The organism is Acinetobacter sp. (assembly GCF_036666595.1).
Classification (GTDB): Bacteria; Pseudomonadota; Gammaproteobacteria; order Pseudomonadales; family Moraxellaceae; genus Acinetobacter.
Window position 1 is genome coordinate 15,066 of sequence record NZ_JAVWVO010000006.1, and the last position, 18,809, is coordinate 33,874.

The following is an 18,809-nucleotide window of genomic DNA, read 5'->3' on the forward strand; positions in this document are numbered from 1 at the left end:
GAGAAAAGTCATTCTGATGCATGTAGGACTACAAGACTGTAAAACGATTTGAAGACTGTATTATGTGAAAAGTATCTGATGTTGTGGTTTAAATGAGGTAAATAACACATTTCGTTAAAAAATTTGTTTATTTGCTAAGCAAAAGCTAAAGCCTTGTTGAAAGACGTGAATTTGAAAAACGAAGGCTGTAGTGGTATTTTCTGGCGAAATGTCGTTATCACTGGATATTACGTTGACTGGAAAGCCCTGAGGGACGATACTTTCAGGGTTTTATTCAAGCACATCGGTTCGCAGGGGTTGAGCCAGAAGCTCATCACCCTAAAAAACTCAATCTAATGCAAGGGGCTATATATGGCTGGTGGAAAGTCAACCATCATTTACACACTGACCGACGAGGCGCCATTGCTAGCGACTTATTCGCTACTGCCGATCATTGAGACCTTTACTAAACCTGCTGGTGTAGAGATCGTTAAAACTGATATCTCTGTTGCCGCACGTGTTCTCGCAGAATTCTCTGAATACCTAAAAGAAGAGCAAAAAGTCCCAGACAATCTTGCAGAACTAGGTCGTCTTACCCAAGATCCAGATACTAATATCATCAAACTCCCGAATATTAGTGCCTCTGTTGCTCAGTTAACAGCATGTATCAAAGAGCTTCAATCAAAAGGCTACGCGATTCCTGACTATCCTGAAAACCCAATTACTGAAGACGAAAAAGCGCTTAAAGCACGCTATGGCAAATGTCTTGGTTCAGCTGTAAACCCTGTATTGCGTGAAGGTAACTCTGACCGTCGTGCACCAGCTGCAGTGAAAAACTATGCGAAAAAACACCCGCACTCTATGAGCGAGTGGAAGCAATGGTCTCAAACTCACGTTTCTCACATGGATGAAGGTGACTTCTACCACGGTGAAAAGTCGATGACTTTAGACCGTGCACGTAATGTGAAAATGGAACTCATCACCAAGTCTGGTGAAACGATTGTTCTGAAGTCAAAAGTTGCACTTCAAGACGGCGAAATCATCGACTCAATGTTCATGAGCAAGAAAGCGCTTTGCGATTTCTATGAAAAAGAACTTGATGATTGTAAAGAAGCGGGAATTTTGTTCTCTTTACACGTGAAAGCAACCATGATGAAAGTTTCGCACCCGATCGTTTTCGGTCACTGTGTGAAAATTTACTACAAAGATGCTTTTGAAAAACACGGTAAATTGTTCGATGAGCTAGGCATTAACGTAAACAATGGTATGGCTGGTCTTTACGAGAAGATCGCAACTTTACCGACCTCTTTACGTGAAGAAATCATTGAAGACTTACACGCTTGCCAAGAACACCGTCCTGCACTTGCAATGGTTGATTCGGCGAAAGGCATCACAAACTTCCATTCACCAAACGACGTAATTGTAGATGCTTCAATGCCTGCAATGATTCGTGGTGGCGGTAAAATGTGGGGCGCTGACGGCAAACCTTATGACTGTAAAGCAGTAATGCCTGAGTCAACTTTTGCGCGTATCTACCAAGAAATGATCAATTTCTGTAAGTGGAATGGTAACTTTGACCCACGTACGATGGGTACTGTGCCTAACGTTGGTTTGATGGCACAAAAAGCTGAAGAATATGGTTCGCACGACAAAACTTTCGAAATGTCTGAAGCGGGTGTTGCAAACATCACTGACCTAGAAACTGGCGAAGTGTTGATGACTCAAAATGTTGAGGAAGGCGACATCTGGCGTATGTGTCAGGTGAAAGATGCACCGATTCAAGATTGGGTAAAACTTGCAGTAAACCGTGCTCGTAACTCGGGTATGCCAGCAATCTTCTGGTTAGATCCATACCGTCCGCACGAAAATGAAGTGATCAAGAAAGTACAAAAATACTTGAAAGACCACGACACTGCTGGTTTAGACATTCAGATCATGTCTCAAGTACGTGCAATGCGTTATACACTTGAACGTGTAGCGCGTGGCCTAGATACGATTTCTGTAACGGGTAACATCCTACGTGACTACCTGACTGACTTGTTCCCAATTATGGAATTGGGTACTTCAGCGAAAATGTTGTCTATCGTTCCGTTAATGGCGGGCGGTGGTATGTACGAAACTGGTGCGGGTGGTTCAGCACCTAAACACGTACAGCAGCTTGTAGAAGAAAACCACTTACGTTGGGATTCTTTAGGTGAGTTCTTGGCGTTAGCGGTTTCTTTAGAAGAGCTAGGCATTAAAGAAGATAACGCTCAGGCGAAACTTCTTGCGAAGACTTTAGACCAAGCGACTGGTAAATTACTTGATAACGACAAGTCTCCATCACGTCGTACTGGCGAGTTAGATAACCGTGGCAGCCACTTCTACTTAGCGAAGTTCTGGGCTGAAGCGCTTACTGCACAAGATGAAGATGCTGAGTTGAAAGCGAAGTTTGCTCCACTTGCGAAAGCACTTGCTGAAAACGAAGACAAGATCATTGCTGAACTTGCTCAAGTTCAAGGTCAAGCTGCTGACATCGGTGGTTACTATGCTGTAGATACAGCTAAAGTAAATGCTGTAATGCGTCCAAGCGAAACTTTAAACGCGACACTTGAAGCGATCTAAGTCAAAACTAAATCGGTAAATTTACCGATGAAGTGAAAAAAGCCGATGCATATGCATCGGCTTTTTTTAATAGTGCTTTATGCTTTATTTTTAAAAAATCAGATGATATTTTTTAATATCAGATGTTTGTTATAACTATAATTTAATAATATTTGAGTGATTTAATTAAGAGATGAATAAAAAGAGTTTAATTTTCGGGGTGTTAGTGACAGCTATTTGGTTCATGGGAATTTATGGCTTTACTAAAAGTAATGGCTATATTTTGCCAATCGAATTAAATGCTTTAGGTGATTTTCTTGCTGGTATTTTTGCACCTGTTGCATTCTTCTGGTTAATTCTAGGGTATGTTCAGCAAGGTAAGCAGTTAGATCAGAATACGAGAGCTTTAGAACAACAAGAAAAAGCGTTACAACTTCAGATTGATGAGATGAGGGAGAATGTTAAACAGCAAACAGAACTTGTTAATATTCAAAAGACGCAATATGAAGAGCAACAGAACTTACTAGAACCACGCTTTATTATTTCTGATGCTGAGGTATTTAATGTATTAGGCAGACAATTTGAAAAAAACTTTGAAAATAATCATTTATTAAATTCTAATGAAAATGTATTTGTTAAGGTTATTTTAAATTTAATAAATTTCGGCGAAGAAGTTTTTGATTTGAAAATAAAAGAAAATGGCAAGAAATATATAATATTAAAAGTTGACCATGTAGCAATAGGGAAAAAGCAAAGTTTAGAATTTGACTTAACGGATTTACAGATTGATGTATTAAATCGTGAACAGGAATTATTCGTTGAGTTTGATATAACTTTTACTTGTAAGAATGGAAAGGTTTTATGTAAAGAACTTAAATTGTTAATTTATAAACGTAATGAATTACAGTTTGGTGCAGAATTTTTTCTGGAAAAATAAAGCCCACTTTCGTGGGCTCTAAATCAATCAAATTTTAACGACCATTACGTCCGCGACCACGTGGCGCTTTTGCATTGGGGCGTGTAGTACCATTGGTTTTACGCTTTGGTTTCTCACTATCATCCATTTGCCAAATACGCTTTGTACCTGACTTTTTCACAGAACCATCTTTGTTCTTCCGAACCATAGGTTTACCACCGGTACCACCTGGTTTTTTCACATAAGAGCGTGAACGATAAGGTTCTTCAGCAGGAATGTTTTGAAAGTCAGGGTATAAAAGTGGCTCGATTTCTTTGGTTTCGCCCGGTTGTAAACCCATTTGAACCAAATCAATTGCACCAATTCGGGTGCGAATTAAACGTAAAGTAGGAAAACCTACAGCAGCAGTCATACGACGTACTTGACGGTTACGGCCTTCACAAATTGAAATTTCGACCCAAGAAGTCGGCACAGACGCACGGAAACGTACAGGAGGATCACGCTCCCATAACCACTCAGGTTGTTCAACTTTAGATGCTTCAGCAGGTAAAGTTATACCATCTTTAAGTTCCACACCTTTACGCAACTGCTCAAGGGCTTCTTCAGTGACATCACCTTCAACTTGAACCAAATATGTTTTAAATTTTTTATTGGCAGGGTTGGTGATGTATTGGTTCAAACCACCATGGTCGGTTAAAAATACCAAGCCTTCAGAGTCCATATCCAAACGACCAGCCAAGCGTAAAGTTGAGTCGCTGACAAAGTCAGACATCGTCATATGTGCTTCATCTTTACGGAACTGGGAGAGGACGTCATAGGGCTTATTCAGGATGACGATTTTCATAGTCAATAACTTCTGTAATTACATAAAATAAGAAATATCAAGATTTATTTAATAGAGAAATGTAGTTATTTCTCGTATAAATCTCAAAAACAGCGGAATTCGATTAAGCTATTATGCGATAAGAAGAGTGGAAAGTATTGTCTATCGGCAATTATTTTTTAAATTTGCCAATTATAATAAAAGGGAGCGCCTGCAAAATGGGTTATCAGAAGATCATCGTTCCTGCGGATGGTAGTAAAATTACTGTAAACGCAGATTTATCCTTAAATGTTCCAAATCAACCGATTATTCCTTTTATTGAAGGCGATGGTATTGGTGTCGACATTACACCAGCCATGAAAACTGTCGTGGATGCAGCAGTACAAAAAGCATATGGTGGTAAACGCTCGATTGAGTGGATGGAAGTCTACTGCGGTGAAAAAGCCAATAAAATTTATGGCTCTTATATGCCAGAAGAAACTTTTGATGCGTTACGCGAGTTCGTGGTTTCAATTAAAGGCCCTTTAACCACACCTGTCGGTGGGGGCATTCGTTCTTTGAACGTGGCGTTACGCCAAGAATTAGATTTGTACGTCTGTGTACGCCCTGTACGTTGGTTTGAAGGGGTACCATCACCTGTTCAGCACCCTGAACTGACCGATATGGTTATTTTCCGTGAAAACTCAGAAGATATTTATGCTGGAATCGAGTGGAAAGCCGACTCTCCTGAAGCGAAGAAAGTGATTAAGTTTCTCAAAGAAGAAATGGGCGTGACTAAAATCCGCTTTGAAGAAAACTGTGGTATTGGGATAAAGCCTGTATCGAAAGAGGGAACGCAGCGGCTTGTGCGTAAAGCCATTCAATTTGCGATTGATAATGATAAGCCGAGTGTGACCTTGGTTCACAAAGGCAACATCATGAAATATACCGAAGGAGCGTTTAAAGAGTGGGGCTATGAACTTGCGATGGACCGTTTCGGTGGTGAGCTCATTGATGGTGGGCCATGGGTAAGAATTAAAAACCCAAAAAATGGTAAAGACATCATCATTAAAGATGTGATTGCCGATGCATTCTTGCAGCAAATTTTAATGCGTCCTGCGGACTATTCAGTGATTGCGACTTTAAACCTGAATGGTGACTATATTTCTGATGCACTGGCTGCTGAAGTCGGAGGGATTGGTATTGCGCCGGGTGCGAATATTGGTGGGGCGATTTCTGTGTATGAAGCCACGCACGGAACAGCGCCAAAATATGCCGGTCAAGATAAAGTCAACCCAGGCTCCATTATTCTTTCTGCTGAAATGATGTTACGGGATATGGGCTGGATAGAGGCGGCAGATCTGATCATTAAGGGGATTTCAGGGGCAATTGAGGCGAAAACAGTCACTTATGATTTTGAGCGATTAATGCCGAATGCGACCTTATTGCGTTGTTCGGAGTTTGGTGAGGCTATTATTGCGAATATGGAATAAGCCTTAAGTTAAAAGATGATAGAAACCCGCACATGCTGCGGGTTTCTTTTGTTATGTTGAAAATAGGTCTGGAAATATGTTTTCAATGTAAAACTAGGTTAAAGGATTCGTGCTTTCAGTGAGTATAGGTAATGCTGAAGAATAAGGAGGAGTTGATTCTTAACCATAATTTATATATGTAATTACGTTGAATTACCTTGATACAGCTTATGGCTTGGGTTTTCTCCCTATTACTGTAAGGTGGGACTTGTCAACTACGGCAAATGATGAAAAAGGAGTAGTCTCATGGCTAATCAACAACAAAATAATCAGCAGCAACGTCAACAGCAGCCGAATCAACCACAAGAGCAGCAAGATCAGCAGCAACAACAGCAACAGCCGAACCAGCCACAAGAACAGCAAAATCCGCAAAAACAACCGAATCAAAAACAGCCGAACCCAGATCAGCAACAGCGCTAGACGTATTGCTATTTCATGAACGAATGCCAAAGGTATTTCAGGGAAGTATCGATCAAATGGAGTTGAACCAAAGGAGGACCCTATGTCGAATAATGTTGTGAAAACATTAAAACAGAAGATCAAAGCACGTTTAAAAAAGATTTCTAAGCATCGGTCTAAGCTGAAAGCCTTAGAGAAAGAATTGAAGAAACGTAAGTAATTTATGTGATTTATTTGAAGCAAAGCCCTCATTTTATATGAGGGCTTTGTCGTTACATTTATAAGATATCTTTCAATATATGAAGCATTTAGTATGAAAAGGTAACTTTATCTTATTTTAATATCTAAAAATTAGCTGAGTAGTTGAATCATGTCTCGTTTAGTTCTGAGTGGAGCTATTTTAAGTACAAGTCTGCTGATGAGTGGATGTCAACCACCCGCTTCGGGTGAAGCAGCGGGTTTGAGTTATCCATATTTATATTGGCAGTTATATAAGACACCTTTAGCAAAAAATTTAAATGTGCCTGTACAAGGTGTAAGCCATAAGCATATACAAGACACTTGGGGGGCAGCACGTGGTCAGGGACGAAAACATCAAGGTATTGATATCTTCGCTAAACGTGGTACACCTGTCTTAAGTGCTACATCAGGCATTGTCTTGGATGTCGGCCTCAATAGTTTAGGTGGACAAGTGGTATGGGTAATGGGACCAAACTTAAGCCGTCACTACTATGCACATTTAGATGCTTATGCGCCTGATATTCAAACGGGTGATTGGGTTGAAGTGGGAGAGGTATTGGGCTATGTCGGGAACACGGGCAATGCCAAGAATACACCACCACATTTGCACTATGGAATTTATAGGACTGGGAAAGGAGCTGTGAATCCTTATCCGTATTTAACTTTAAATGCATTGAAATAACTAAGCTTTGATCTACAGTTGTAAAAGTTTGAATGTGTTCATTGTATTGGTCATAGAAGGTACCTCAAGTGGGTTCTTTTCTTCTTCTTACATCGTTCATTTGTAATATTTAGATGCGAGTAAAAATATCACTACGTATTTAAAAAGGATGACTCTCTATAACGGAACCTACTAACGCAAGTAGGTTGCGTTCATCTTTTTCGATTTCCTTTTATGTGAAGGATTAAAAGGCCTCTTTTTTAGTTGTTGGATTGGAGGTGGATGTCGTACGGGTAAAGTAAAATAGTTGCAATGTTCCTAAACCGAGGACTCCCGCAGCAAGCATAAACTGAAAGTGATATGACCAACCCAAATGCTGCAATGTACTAAAACTTAAGCCACCAACCAGCTGGACCGTTGCAAAGCTGAGTGTTGCCATACTCCACAATTTTTTATAGGCCAAGCCATAAAGTTGCAAAATGGTGTAGGAAGTGAGAAAGACTACCGCAGGGTTCAGTAGGCCTGTGAGAAATGAAGACAGGAGGGTAAATACAGGCGAAAAACTCAGAACCGCAATAAAAACTGCCGCAATATAGACACTGTATAAAATCTTTAAAGCTAGAAAGTTGCCAAATTTACGCGCTAAAGCATAAGCTGTCGCTGCACCCAAAGCGCTGCCTAAGCCATATAAAATCCAGTTAAAATTGATCCAATATAAATTCAGCGTTAAAACATGGCTTAAATAATCAATCCAAAACAAAGAATGGGGAATATACGCAAAGGCACTGCAGGCATAAACAATGAGTAAGCTATAGTAAATTTTATTCACTGTATGAGTCTGGGGTTGGTTTGTAGGGATACTGTGCAGTTGCTTTTGGAAAGGACGAACCAGTATCCATAATAACCATGTAATGACAAATGCAAAGCCACAGAGAATGAACCATGCACTACTGATTGCAATACGGTCTAAATACGGCATAAACAGCGTGGCTGCCAATACACCAATTCCTATTCCGCTAAATCCAATGAGATTAATTTTAAAACGGTGCTGTAACTCACTGCACTGCGCCACAATACTGGGCGATAGAATCATCAGCAAACCACCGCCGATACCTGAAATGATGCGCCACAACAAATACCAAACTTCGTTAAAATGCGCAAATGCACAGGCAAACAGGCTGATTGAACCAAAGAGCGCAGCAAAAATGATATAGATCGGCATTTTTGCATTCTGTGGCAACTTCATCGCCCAAAATGCTCCGATCAGATAACCCAGCAGATTGGCGCTACCGAGTAGGCTGGCGAAATTGTTTGACCATTCATAGGCTTCGCGAGTGGATGGCAGTAGAGCGGTATAAGAAAAACGTAAGATGCCAATTCCCAAGCACATACTCAGGCAGAGAAAGAGACTCAGTTGTACGGTGCTTGAGAACGTCCTGTTCATCATAATTTGACTGTTTGTTTAAAAAATACACTTGAACTATAAGATGAAATTTACAATAAAACAATCGGGTGATGTCCGCCTTTAGTCGAGCGGAGTAAAGGCGAAGTCAATTTAATCAGTATCTTTGAGTTGATTGATATCCACGGCATCACCAATGGTATAAAAATGCCCGCCTGCAACATGATGGATACTTTTCCATTCATCTGCGGCTTCATGGTAGTACCAATGGCCATCTCTAAAAACACGATCATCTGCATAAGCGGCAATGACTTTGCCAATAAACAAGTCATGTTGCTGTTGATTATGTGGTTCAGGAATAAGTTCACACAGAATCCATGCACTACAGCCTTCAACCACTGGAATTGGGCTGTGACCAAACTGAAAAAGTTCGACTCCACACTGATGTAACTTTTCAGGTGCATCATATTGACTGATCATGCCCAGTGCGTAGACCATTTTCAGCTGTTTAAGTGTAGGTATTTGTAGAGCAAATAAACCTGATTTTTCAATAATACTGCGGGTTTTTGTCGATTTATCCAGTACAACCGTCACTTTGGCTGGGCTAAACTCTAGGGCGCATGCCCAAGCCGCGGCCATGACATCGGTGCTTTCATTATCTTGACTGGAAACCAGCACGGTTGGGCCGTGGTTGAGTAGCCGATATGCTTTTTCTAAAGGGACGGGCAGAATGTGAGGATTAAGCAGAGATTGATTCATGTAAAAGAACACTTTAACAGCCGTTTAAATGCTTTATACCACATTCTAAAACTGCCAATTCAGTCTAAATTTGTACATTCAGAGTGGAATATGGCGCAAAACAGTAAGCCCGTTTAAATTTTGATTTATAATTATGACAGCATCATTTAGGGAAACAATATGAATATCCCCTTAATCGTCAATGTCATCATTTTTATTGCATTGCTTTTTTTACTGGGCCAAACCCGTAAAACCGATTGGAGTTTAGCGAAGAAAGTACTGGCAGGTCTCTGTCTTGGTATTGTTTTTGGTCTCGCTTTACATGGGTTTTATGGTACGCATTCGCCTATACTGCAAGAGTCGGTACAGTGGTTTAATTTGGTCGGTAAAGGCTATGTCAAACTACTACAAATGGTGGTGATGCCTTTGGTGTTTGTTTCCATTTTAGGCGCTGTTATTAAGCTACACGATGCAGGTTCATTAGGTAAAATTAGTTTTATCAGTATTGGAACTTTGTTATTTACCACCGCGATTGCTGCATTTGTCGGTGTGGTGGTGACCAATCTGTTCGGCTTAACCGCGGCAGGTTTGGTACAAGGCACACAAGAAACTGAACGTTTAAATACGATTCAAACTGACTATGTCGGGCAAGTGGCTGACTTGCAAGTACCTGATTTATTTCTGTCATTTATTCCGAGCAATCCTTTTGCCGAGCTGACAGGGGCACATCCAACCTCCATTATCAGTGTAGTCATTTTTGCAGTGTTTTTAGGCATTGCAGGTTTGAACCTCATGAAAGCGGATGCTGATAAAGGACAAAAGCTGTTGTCTGCAATTGACATCTTGCAAGCGTGGGTCATGAAGTTGGTGCGTCTAATTATGATGCTCACGCCTTATGGTGTGTTTGCACTCATGACCAATATTGTGGCCAATTCTAAAATGGCGGACATCTTAAACTTAGGTGGCTTCTTGGTTGCGTCTTATATCGGCTTAGCGATTATGTTTATCGTGCACGCCGTGATTTTGGCGCTCACAGGTATGAACCCAATTCAGTTTTTTAAAAAGGTTTGGCCTGTGCTGACCTTTGCATTTACCAGCCGTTCAAGTGCTGCGAGTATTCCTTTAAATATTGAAGCGCAAACACGACGTCTGGGCGTGCCTGAGTCGATTGCCAGCTTTTCAGCATCATTTGGTACGACCATTGGGCAAAACGGCTGTGCGGGGCTGTATCCTGCGATGCTAGCTGTTATGGTTGCACCGACAGTTGGCATTAATCCGCTCGATCCACTGTGGATTTTGACTTTGGTTTGTGTCGTAACCTTGAGCTCGATTGGGGTGGCAGGTGTAGGTGGTGGAGCAACATTTGCAGCACTGATTGTCCTGCCGATGCTGGGTTTGCCTGTGACTTTGGTTGCACTGCTTATTTCAATTGAGCCTTTAATTGATATGGGTCGTACGGCTTTGAATGTGAATGGTTCTATGACCGCAGGTGTCGTGACCAGCCAAGTCTTAGGTCAAACGGATAAGCGTATTTTTGAGCAAGACAATGTGGACTTAAAAGAAGTCTAAGCTGAGAAATATATAGCTTATGAACTGAAAAGAAGCCTATCTTCATGATTAGGCTTCTTTTTATTGGGCGTGTATCCATAAATGACTAAAAACTGTGTCTACTTTTTTACTCAGTTTTTTGCAAAATAAAGCTTCAATTTAGGAGAAAAACGATGAAAATGTATCAAGTCGATGCCTTTACAACTGAATTATTCAAAGGTAATCCTGCCGCTGTGATTGTGCGTGATGAATGGTTAGCAGTAGATTTGATGCAGAATATTGCGTTAGAAAATAATTTGGCAGAAACGGCTTTTGTGAAAGTGATTGATGCTGAAAACTATGAAATTCGTTGGTTTACCCCTCAGGTTGAAGTGGATTTTTGTGGGCACGCGACTTTAGCCAGTAGTTATGTTCTGTTTCGTGATTATACCGATGCCAAACGTATCCAGTTTCATGTAAAAGACTTGGGTATTTTTATCATTGATCAAGATGTTGACGGCAAGATTCATATGAATTTTCCAATTCGTGCACCGCAAAAGTTAGAAGACTATCCTGCGGAAATTCATGAATTGGTCGATTGTGAAATTAAAGAAGTCTATTTAAACCCACAGGCTTATATTTTAGTGTGTGAGTCTGAGCAGGCAGTTAAGGATGCCAAACCGAACTTGGATAAAATTCGTCAAATGGCAGAAAAGCATAAAGTCAGTACCGCAATTACCGCCGAAAACTTGGATGTTACCCTGACTTCAACGTCTCAAGACTATGATTATATCGCGCGTTATTTCGCACCGCATAAAGGCATCAATGAAGACCCTGTGACAGGCTCCATGCATACAGGTCTTGCGCCCTTGTGGGCGGAGAAGTTGGGTAAAACCTCATTGCTTGCCTATCAGGCATCGAGCCGTGGAGGATTGCTTTACTGTGATATCCAGTCTGAAACGCGGATCCAAATTTCTGGCTATGCCAAGTTATATATGACGGCTGAACTTTACTTAGATTAAGTTGCAATTCTCTTAAATTAAAACTACTGGTGAAAAATAAGCATTGATTAAAATGCTATTTTTCACCAAATTACTATAAAAAAAAATTCACTTTCCTCTATGATGTTGAGAATCATTCATATTTTGTCGAATTATTTGGAAAAATAATGTTAATGCGTTTTAAAACATTGAGTTTGTCGGTATTGCTACTTGGCTTTGGGGGCACAGTATGGGCACAACCCGTATTGGTAAAATCGGAACAGAAAATTGAAGAATATAAATTAGATAACGGTTTACGTATTATTCTTGCGCCAAACGATAAAGAAAATAAAGTGTATATGAACATGGTCTATTTAACCGGTTCATTGAACGATCCAAAAGGTAAGGGGGGGTTAGCGCACCTACTAGAGCATTTAGCGTTCAAGGGAACTAAAAATGTTCCAGGGGACGAGTTTCAGCGCCGTTTAGATCAATACGGTTTAATGAATAATGCCAGCACGGATTATTATTCAACCAAATATATAAATGTGGTTCGTCCTGAACAAAATGCGATTAATGAGCTGATTAATCTTGAAGCCGAGCGTATGGATGGCTTGGTGCTCCAAGAAAAATATGTACCATCTGAAATCGCGATTGTAAAACGCGAGCGCGAAGTCCGTATGGATCAGCCTTTTTCAGTGCTCATGGATCAGATGTGGAAATCTGCTTATGGTAATCAATATTTAGGGCGTTTACCTATTGGTGATTTAAACGAGTTACAGTCAATCAAAATGGCTGAACTGAATAAGTTTTATCGTGACTGGTATGCGCCGAATAATGCGGTGTTTGTCATTTCGGGGAAGTTTGACCAAGCAGCTGTACTGAAGCAGATTGATGAAAAATTTAGTGCGATTAAAGCGCGCGCTGTGCCTGCGAAAGTCAAAGTACCTGTCTTAGATGCCAGCAAGATTCAAGATCGCCAGTTTGTGGTGAAAAAAGGCAGTAACTTAGCCAAATATAATATTTACCTGAATGGTAAAAACGAGAACATTAAGACCGCGTTGGCGGTGTCACCGTATTTATATACCATGCAACCCAGTGGGCATTTGTACCAAAGCATTGTAGAAACGGGAACGGCGACAGCAGTTCAGTCAACCACATGGTTAGACCAAGATTTCAATATGGTGTTTATGGGCGCAGTTTATGCACCTAACCATGATGTAAAGAAAGTCGAGTCAGCTTTGGTTACTGGGGTAGAAAAAACACCAAGCTTCAACGAGGTTGAGCTCAACCGCGTGAAGAGCATGATTAAAAATGCCCAAGAAAGCATGTTCAGCAGCGCAACGGCAGTCGGTGGCATGCTCAGTGACTACGTGGTTTCTGCCAATGGTGATTGGACACAATACTTTAAAGATCAGCAACAGTTACAACAGCTCAGCGTTACTGATGTGAACCAACGTTTAGATGACTTTTTAGTACCCGAGCATCGTATTTCAGGCACTATTTTACCAACCCCAGAAGATCAGAAAAAAGCACTTGAACATTCGGCAGCAGCCACGCCTACAAAAACTTTAGATCAGCAAGCCGTGGCTGAAGAACCATTGAAAGATGTCAGTGCGTATAAGGCAGAAGTGGCTGGATATGTAAAAAGTTCAAAGCAATATTTAGAAAGTACTGAAAAACAAATTCAGCGTGGCAAGTTAAAAAATGGCATGCAATATGCGCTGTACCCAAGTACTACGCGTGACGATAAGACCTATGCCACCATTTCGATTGACTTTGGTACAGCAGAAAGTTTGTTTAATAAAGCAGAGTTATTAGACCTGACTTCTTATTTATTGCTCAGAGCATCAACTCAATATAGTTTGCAAGATATTGCTGACCACTCGATCGACGCAGGCGGTGGTGCAAGTGCAGCAAGTAATGGTAACGGCATCAATATCTCAATCGTGGCGAAGAAAGAAAAGTTTGATGAATTTTTTAACTTCGTGATCGATGTACTTAAAAATCCAACTTTTGAACAAAGCCAGTTTGATTTGATTAAGTCGCAAAGCTTAGCAAGTCTGGATCGACCGTATACTGAGCCTGAAACTGTAGCGGCTTTAACCATTGCACGTTTACTTGAAACTTATCCAATTGGGGATATTCGCCATCACTTCGAGCCTGAATATGTTAAGAAGCAGTATCAGGCCGCAACACAAGCTCAGGTGAAACAGCTGTATCAGCAGTTTTTCGCGATGAATCATGCACAAATTTCGGTAACGGGCGTGATTGATACGAAAAAGATGAAAAAGACTTTAAATCAGGCTTTTGCAAACTGGAATTCGGTAGCGCCTTATCAGCGAATTACTTCTGACTTTACGGCATATAAAGCGCAGCGTGTACATGCACTGTCAGAGCAGCGTGAGTTTGGTAGCTATCAGAGCATTATGACGTTCCCTGTGGGCACATACCACCCAGATGCACCTGCTTTACAGGTACTTGAGCACATCTTAGGTGAGTCGCAGTTATCATCTCGTTTGGCGCAAGAGCTACGTGAAAAGAATGCCTTGGTCTATGGTTTTGGCAGCAGCATTTCGTTGGATGACTGGACGGAGTCAGGAGCACTGACGATTGATGCAAATTATAGCGCAGGCAAATCGGCTCAATTGTCTCAAGCGGTCTATAAAGTGTTGAATGAGTTATTGGCAAAAGGCGTTACTGAACAGGAAGTGGAAGCTGCCAAGGCTGATATTTTGAAAAAGCGTGTGACTGCACTTGAAGATAGTCGCAATATCCATCGCATGTTGATTCCTCAAATGAAGCGTAATCGTACTTTACTGGATCGTGAGCAGCGTGATTTAGCATTGGCAAAAATTGGCAAAGCCGATGTTGATGCGGTGATCCAGAAGTATATTAAGCTGGATCAGTTGGTTGAAGTGATGGCTGACCAATATGGCAAAGCGCAGCCAGCGTTGAAAAAGTAAAGATTTTTGCTCCTACCTAAAAAGAACCCCTCAAAATTGAGGGGTTCTTTTTGTTATAGCTTTTAGAAATTAGTTTTCTTATTTTTTTCAATTAAAGCCGATAAAACTGTTTGGCATTGTGATGGAATACGCGCTCTAAAGCATCAGGGTCATAGGCTGCGACAACATCACTAAAGGCATCGATAATATTCACCAACGATGTACTGACCGAATCCATAGGAAAGTTAGAGGCAAACATTACCCGATAGGTGCCAAAACAGGCGAGGGCATGCGTAATCATGGGATTTGCAAGGTCAAAGACTTCTTGTTTGGACGCCAGTCGGCCTTCTTTATGAAAACGATGTCCTAATACAGGCATGAAGAGTCCCGACATTTTGGTATAGACATTCGGATAGCTTGCAAGTTCAGCTAAGTCGTCCTTCCAACGGAAGAAAATATTTTCCCGCGCTGTTTGTGTCATCCCTGTATTTGCACCAATTGGACCAAATAAACCTGCGGGTGTACCCAAATGATCTAACACAATGGAAGTTTCTGGGAACTGCTTGGCCAGATAAATTACATCTTCAAGCTGTGTGGAATAAACCCAAGCATCAAAACTCAAGTTGTATTGGGACAGCACTTCGAAGCCTTTGAGAAATTTTTTATTGCGGTATAAGTGTGGTTCATCTGCCCACGCATGGATTTCTTTGTCTTCATGAAAAGATGCCATTTTACGAATACCACGAAAGTGTGGTGAAGCTTTATGGTGTAATTTTAGGATCTTTTTAAAGTTACGATCACGCGGGTCAGCTGTTGCGACAATGCCACCCAATTTGACCGTATCGGCCCCAAAAGCTAAAGACTCGATAAACTGAGTTTCCTCAACCACACCTTTATCTTTGCTGTGATGCCAACTGGCTTCAACATGTACCACTTGTTCTACTGTGTATGGGCCAGTATCGAGTTTATAGTCTTGGGGCAAATAAGGACGTGTGATATGACGGGTTAGACCTAGGGTTTCAATCAGGTCTTTAGGTTTCACCAAACGAACCATCTTGTCCAAAAGCTTAGGATGCTTACCCAATAATTTGACTGCCAAAGCCGCTGCATGTGGCGTGTTATAGGGGTCCCACTGATGGATGTGTGGATCGATGAGTGCAAAGTCCAAATGCTGCATGTTCTTCCCTAAGTCGTATTCCTTAGCGATTACCTTACTGTAAATTGAGGTGTTGCAACATTGTATTTCGTTTCAAATACGACGAAATGAAAAAAGCCTGCACGAGGCAGGCTTGGATTGATCAGTGATCGTGTTTGTGGTCATGCTTGTTAGCATGGAATTCTTCGTTATGACGGAAACGAAGGTAGTTTTCAAACTGTTCACAATATTCGTCATAGTTGTCTTCAAGCATCATTTGGAACTGCTGCAAAATATAAGACATCACTTGTTCTTTGGCATCACGCATTTCATCGCCATCTTTAAAGTTGTTGGCTGCCACCCACGTGTTAAAGCGTGCTGTACCAAACAACATCGCAGCACTCACTTGGCCACGTATTTCAGCAGGTTTCACTTGTGAACCTTTTTCAGTGCGACAAAAATCGTTGGCTTGCTTAATAAATTCATCTGCACGTTCAAAAAAAGCAGCATTCAACGCTTCTTCTTCGGTTACATCTGTTGCTTCAATCTTCTGAACCATGAACTTGTCCTAAAATACATAAATAACTCAGACTGCATTATAGGCAAAGCCTTGCAGAAACTAAACCTTTGCCTTAATCTAAAAATAGCCTAAGCAATAAAATAGAGAATATCCATGCAAGACGCGATTGCGGTACAAAGTTTAAAAAGTGATATTGCCTTATTGCGTCAAAACATTTGGCCGCCACAAAATCTAGCCAATGTCGAAGGCTTACCAATCTATTACGGAACGAAAGCAGAGGTTGAGGACTACTACCGCCAGTGGACGGGTTTGATTGAGCGGGCGCAAGACTTATTTCAACCCTTTATGGAAGAAGAGGTATTGGATGCAATTCATTTACCTAGTCATTTGAACTTACCGCTGTTTTATTTTCATGTTGATCGTATTCGGATTAATAAAACCCGCGCCAAAGAGTCTAAAAGTTTTCGCGGCATTGCGAGCTTAATTGAAAAATGCGGACAATTTGAACCAGAACAGGTGCAGGCTATGCACGCTTGGTTGGACAGCGATGATAACGCTGCCTTGGTTGCGCATAGGGAATTTATTGACCTCAGAACCTATGTGTTTCAGCATGGGCAGAGTGAATATACCCGTACCCGATTTTATGTAAATGGTATCGTGTTAAGTACCGAAGCACACTTTGAACTGGTCGATGCTCGAGACAAACCACGTAAACAGCGCAGTGATAGCTATAACGACCCCTTAGCAGACAACAATACGTGGAAAGTGTACGGAAAGTATCGTTAACTTAGGTATAGACAGGGAATTCACCTATAGAAGAACTTTTGCTGCTGATCTATATTTTAATTTAAAAGACTATTTCAGCTTTTTGGTTTGACTGAACAGTATCAGCTGTTGTTCAACCAATTTCAGCATTCTATTTTTTTCCGCGGCGATCCATCCTGTGGCAAAACTATAAGCGACTTCTGGTTCTGGGGCTTGTTGAAATAAGGCGTCTGCAACCACCAAATCATTATAGTGCCCCAAGTTTTCCTGAACTACTTTGAGTTTTTTTAAATAGGTTTTTAAAGCTTTTGCATCGAGTAAAGACGCCAAAAACTCAATGCTATAACGCAGTTGTTTGACTTGCTTACGAACGCGGTGTTTTTCCTCATCTTCAAGCAGGCTAAAGTGCTCGGCATGTGCGCATATTTTATGGTGTAAAGCATGTATCACTTTGAGTGCATGCTTTTTTAATTTGGTTTTTGAAGGCGGATCTAGTTCTTGCTCTGTAAATAAAATTAATTCAAGCCAAAGTTGCGTCGTTTCTGGTCGTTGAAATAGAGCACAGACATCAGAGATGGCCTCTGTACTTGGTGCAAGATGGTCTAATGGATAACCTGCCTCAATCAGTTGAGGGAGTAAGTCTTCGTTCAGTGCGTCGATGTCACGTGTTCCACCTAAGGCTTGAAAAATAGTGGTAAGTTCCTTTTTCCAGTGCGGTTGAATGTTCTCAGACCATGCAGCAAAACTTTTCAGTGCGGTACGTAAGCGGCGAATTGCCACGCGGGTTTGGTGGACATGCTCACTGGAGTACTGCTGTCGAGCAATTGAACTGGCATTGGGAAGTAAGTGCTGCAAGCAATTGGCCATTATGCTTTGTAGAGCCTTAGCTTCGCTTGAGGTTTTGTTCAGTACAAGAGGTGTTTGATACTGCGCAGGAAAGTAACTTTGCTTACGAATCACTTGAAGTCCATAGTCTGACTTACTGTGTGTGTCGAGACTCAGTTGGTATTTTTGAACCCAAGGTCGTATAAATGCGATCAAATCTTCTATTGATCCTTGTTTTAATTCAAATTCGATTTCGAAAATAGCAACACTGTTTTGTTCTTTAAAAATTTTTCCAATATCGAGTGCAATCTCAACTGTACTATTTCTAACATTCTGCAAAACGCGTAAACGTTGGATGTTAGTTTCAAAGAGCAATTCAAGGGTTGTCAGCGGAAGTCCCAAAGCGTGTTTTAATTTTTTATAGACAGCAGGATACGTTTCATAGTTATTTAATTCGAGGGTCGTCGTCTCAGGTGGCGCTATATCAAATTCAAGTTCAAAGCGACTCAATGCTTTTGCGGTGTTCACTGCTTTGAAGGTTTGTTTCCATTCATCATTTTCCAGACGTCGTCGAATCGCGATGCAATGCTTAGCAAGTGTTTGATCGGCTGTATCAAAGTATTGAGCTGCCAAATGAATCGGCTCAGGCTTGAGCAGTGTAAACGCTTTTTGTAAGGTCTTACGCTTTTTAACTGGAACTTGAAACTTAAACTCAATCTCTTGCATAGCCCATGACTCATGACGACCTATGTTTTACTATATGCTAAATTGAGTGAAAAAAGACCAGTTTTGGATGGGTATAAGCTAAAAGGGCAGAAATAGTGTGCTAGATGTCACTTTTAAAATCATGAGGCGGAGTT

15 protein-coding genes are annotated in these 18,809 nt (G+C 41.1%); 9 read left to right on the forward strand and 6 right to left on the reverse strand.

Annotated elements, in window-relative coordinates:
* The first annotated feature begins 351 nt into the window (after nt 1-351).
* Together RR876_RS09295 and RR876_RS09300 are read left to right on the forward strand one after the other, a co-directional pair.
* Nucleotides 352-2,583, forward strand: coding sequence for an NADP-dependent isocitrate dehydrogenase (locus tag RR876_RS09295; protein ID WP_332477419.1), 2,232 nt, complete (start codon nt 352-354; stop codon nt 2,581-2,583).
* Between the two features lie 172 nt (nt 2,584-2,755).
* The gene (locus tag RR876_RS09300; RefSeq protein WP_332477418.1) at nt 2,756-3,499 is read left to right on the forward strand and encodes a hypothetical protein; all 744 of its coding nucleotides are present in this window, start codon (nt 2,756-2,758) and stop codon (nt 3,497-3,499) included.
* Nucleotides 3,500-3,533: 34 nt separating this feature from the next.
* On the opposite strand, the gene RR876_RS09305 is transcribed toward RR876_RS09300, so the two are convergent.
* Nucleotides 3,534-4,322: a pseudouridine synthase gene (locus RR876_RS09305; protein WP_332477417.1), complete on the reverse strand. Its 789-nt coding sequence runs from the start codon at nt 4,320-4,322 to the stop codon at nt 3,534-3,536.
* Nucleotides 4,323-4,519: 197 nt separating this feature from the next.
* Here RR876_RS09305 and icd point away from each other — a divergent pair, with 197 nt between their 5' ends.
* The 3 genes from icd to RR876_RS09320 all read left to right on the forward strand — a co-directional run bounded on the left by icd (nt 4,520) and on the right by RR876_RS09320 (nt 7,133).
* Nucleotides 4,520-5,773, forward strand: a complete 1,254-nt coding sequence (gene icd / locus RR876_RS09310; RefSeq protein ID WP_332477416.1) for an NADP-dependent isocitrate dehydrogenase — start codon at nt 4,520-4,522, stop codon at nt 5,771-5,773.
* A 285-nt stretch (nt 5,774-6,058) separates the two neighbouring features.
* Nucleotides 6,059-6,232: a hypothetical protein gene (locus RR876_RS09315; RefSeq protein WP_164996884.1), complete on the forward strand. Its 174-nt coding sequence runs from the start codon at nt 6,059-6,061 to the stop codon at nt 6,230-6,232.
* Nucleotides 6,233-6,581: 349 nt separating this feature from the next.
* Nucleotides 6,582-7,133, forward strand: coding sequence for a M23 family metallopeptidase (locus RR876_RS09320; RefSeq protein ID WP_332477415.1), 552 nt, complete (start codon nt 6,582-6,584; stop codon nt 7,131-7,133).
* 223 nt (nt 7,134-7,356) lie between these two features.
* On the opposite strand, the gene RR876_RS09325 is transcribed toward RR876_RS09320, so the two are convergent.
* Together RR876_RS09325 and RR876_RS09330 are read right to left on the reverse strand one after the other, a co-directional pair.
* Nucleotides 7,357-8,559, reverse strand: a complete 1,203-nt coding sequence (locus RR876_RS09325; RefSeq protein WP_332477414.1) for a YbfB/YjiJ family MFS transporter — start codon at nt 8,557-8,559, stop codon at nt 7,357-7,359.
* Between the two features lie 108 nt (nt 8,560-8,667).
* Nucleotides 8,668-9,273: a flavin reductase family protein gene (locus RR876_RS09330; RefSeq protein WP_332477413.1), complete on the reverse strand. Its 606-nt coding sequence runs from the start codon at nt 9,271-9,273 to the stop codon at nt 8,668-8,670.
* A gap of 159 nt (nt 9,274-9,432) precedes the next feature.
* On the opposite strand from RR876_RS09330, the gene RR876_RS09335 reads away from it, so the two are divergent.
* From RR876_RS09335 to RR876_RS09345, 3 genes are all read left to right on the forward strand, one after another.
* Nucleotides 9,433-10,821: an L-cystine transporter gene (locus RR876_RS09335; protein WP_332477412.1), complete on the forward strand. Its 1,389-nt coding sequence runs from the start codon at nt 9,433-9,435 to the stop codon at nt 10,819-10,821.
* A gap of 152 nt (nt 10,822-10,973) precedes the next feature.
* The gene (locus RR876_RS09340) at nt 10,974-11,801 is read left to right on the forward strand and encodes a PhzF family phenazine biosynthesis protein (protein ID WP_332481907.1); all 828 of its coding nucleotides are present in this window, start codon (nt 10,974-10,976) and stop codon (nt 11,799-11,801) included.
* 146 nt (nt 11,802-11,947) lie between these two features.
* Nucleotides 11,948-14,725, forward strand: coding sequence for an insulinase family protein (locus RR876_RS09345; protein ID WP_332477410.1), 2,778 nt, complete (start codon nt 11,948-11,950; stop codon nt 14,723-14,725).
* Nucleotides 14,726-14,816: 91 nt separating this feature from the next.
* Here RR876_RS09345 and RR876_RS09350 read toward each other — a convergent pair whose 3' ends face one another.
* A complete protein-coding gene (locus RR876_RS09350; RefSeq protein ID WP_332477409.1) occupies nt 14,817-15,881 on the reverse strand; it encodes an amidohydrolase family protein in 1,065 nt (354 codons plus the stop codon).
* 121 nt (nt 15,882-16,002) lie between these two features.
* Nucleotides 16,003-16,398, reverse strand: a complete 396-nt coding sequence (locus RR876_RS09355) for a DUF3144 domain-containing protein (RefSeq protein WP_004696747.1) — start codon at nt 16,396-16,398, stop codon at nt 16,003-16,005.
* A 114-nt stretch (nt 16,399-16,512) separates the two neighbouring features.
* Here RR876_RS09355 and RR876_RS09360 point away from each other — a divergent pair, with 114 nt between their 5' ends.
* Nucleotides 16,513-17,145 carry a hypothetical protein gene (locus RR876_RS09360; protein WP_332477408.1) on the forward strand — a complete coding sequence of 211 codons (633 nt, stop codon included), beginning with the start codon at nt 16,513-16,515 and terminating at the stop codon, nt 17,143-17,145.
* A gap of 69 nt (nt 17,146-17,214) precedes the next feature.
* On the opposite strand, the gene RR876_RS09365 is transcribed toward RR876_RS09360, so the two are convergent.
* The gene (locus RR876_RS09365) at nt 17,215-18,675 is read right to left on the reverse strand and encodes a CHAD domain-containing protein (protein WP_332477407.1); all 1,461 of its coding nucleotides are present in this window, start codon (nt 18,673-18,675) and stop codon (nt 17,215-17,217) included.
* Nucleotides 18,676-18,809: the final 134 nt, after the last annotated feature.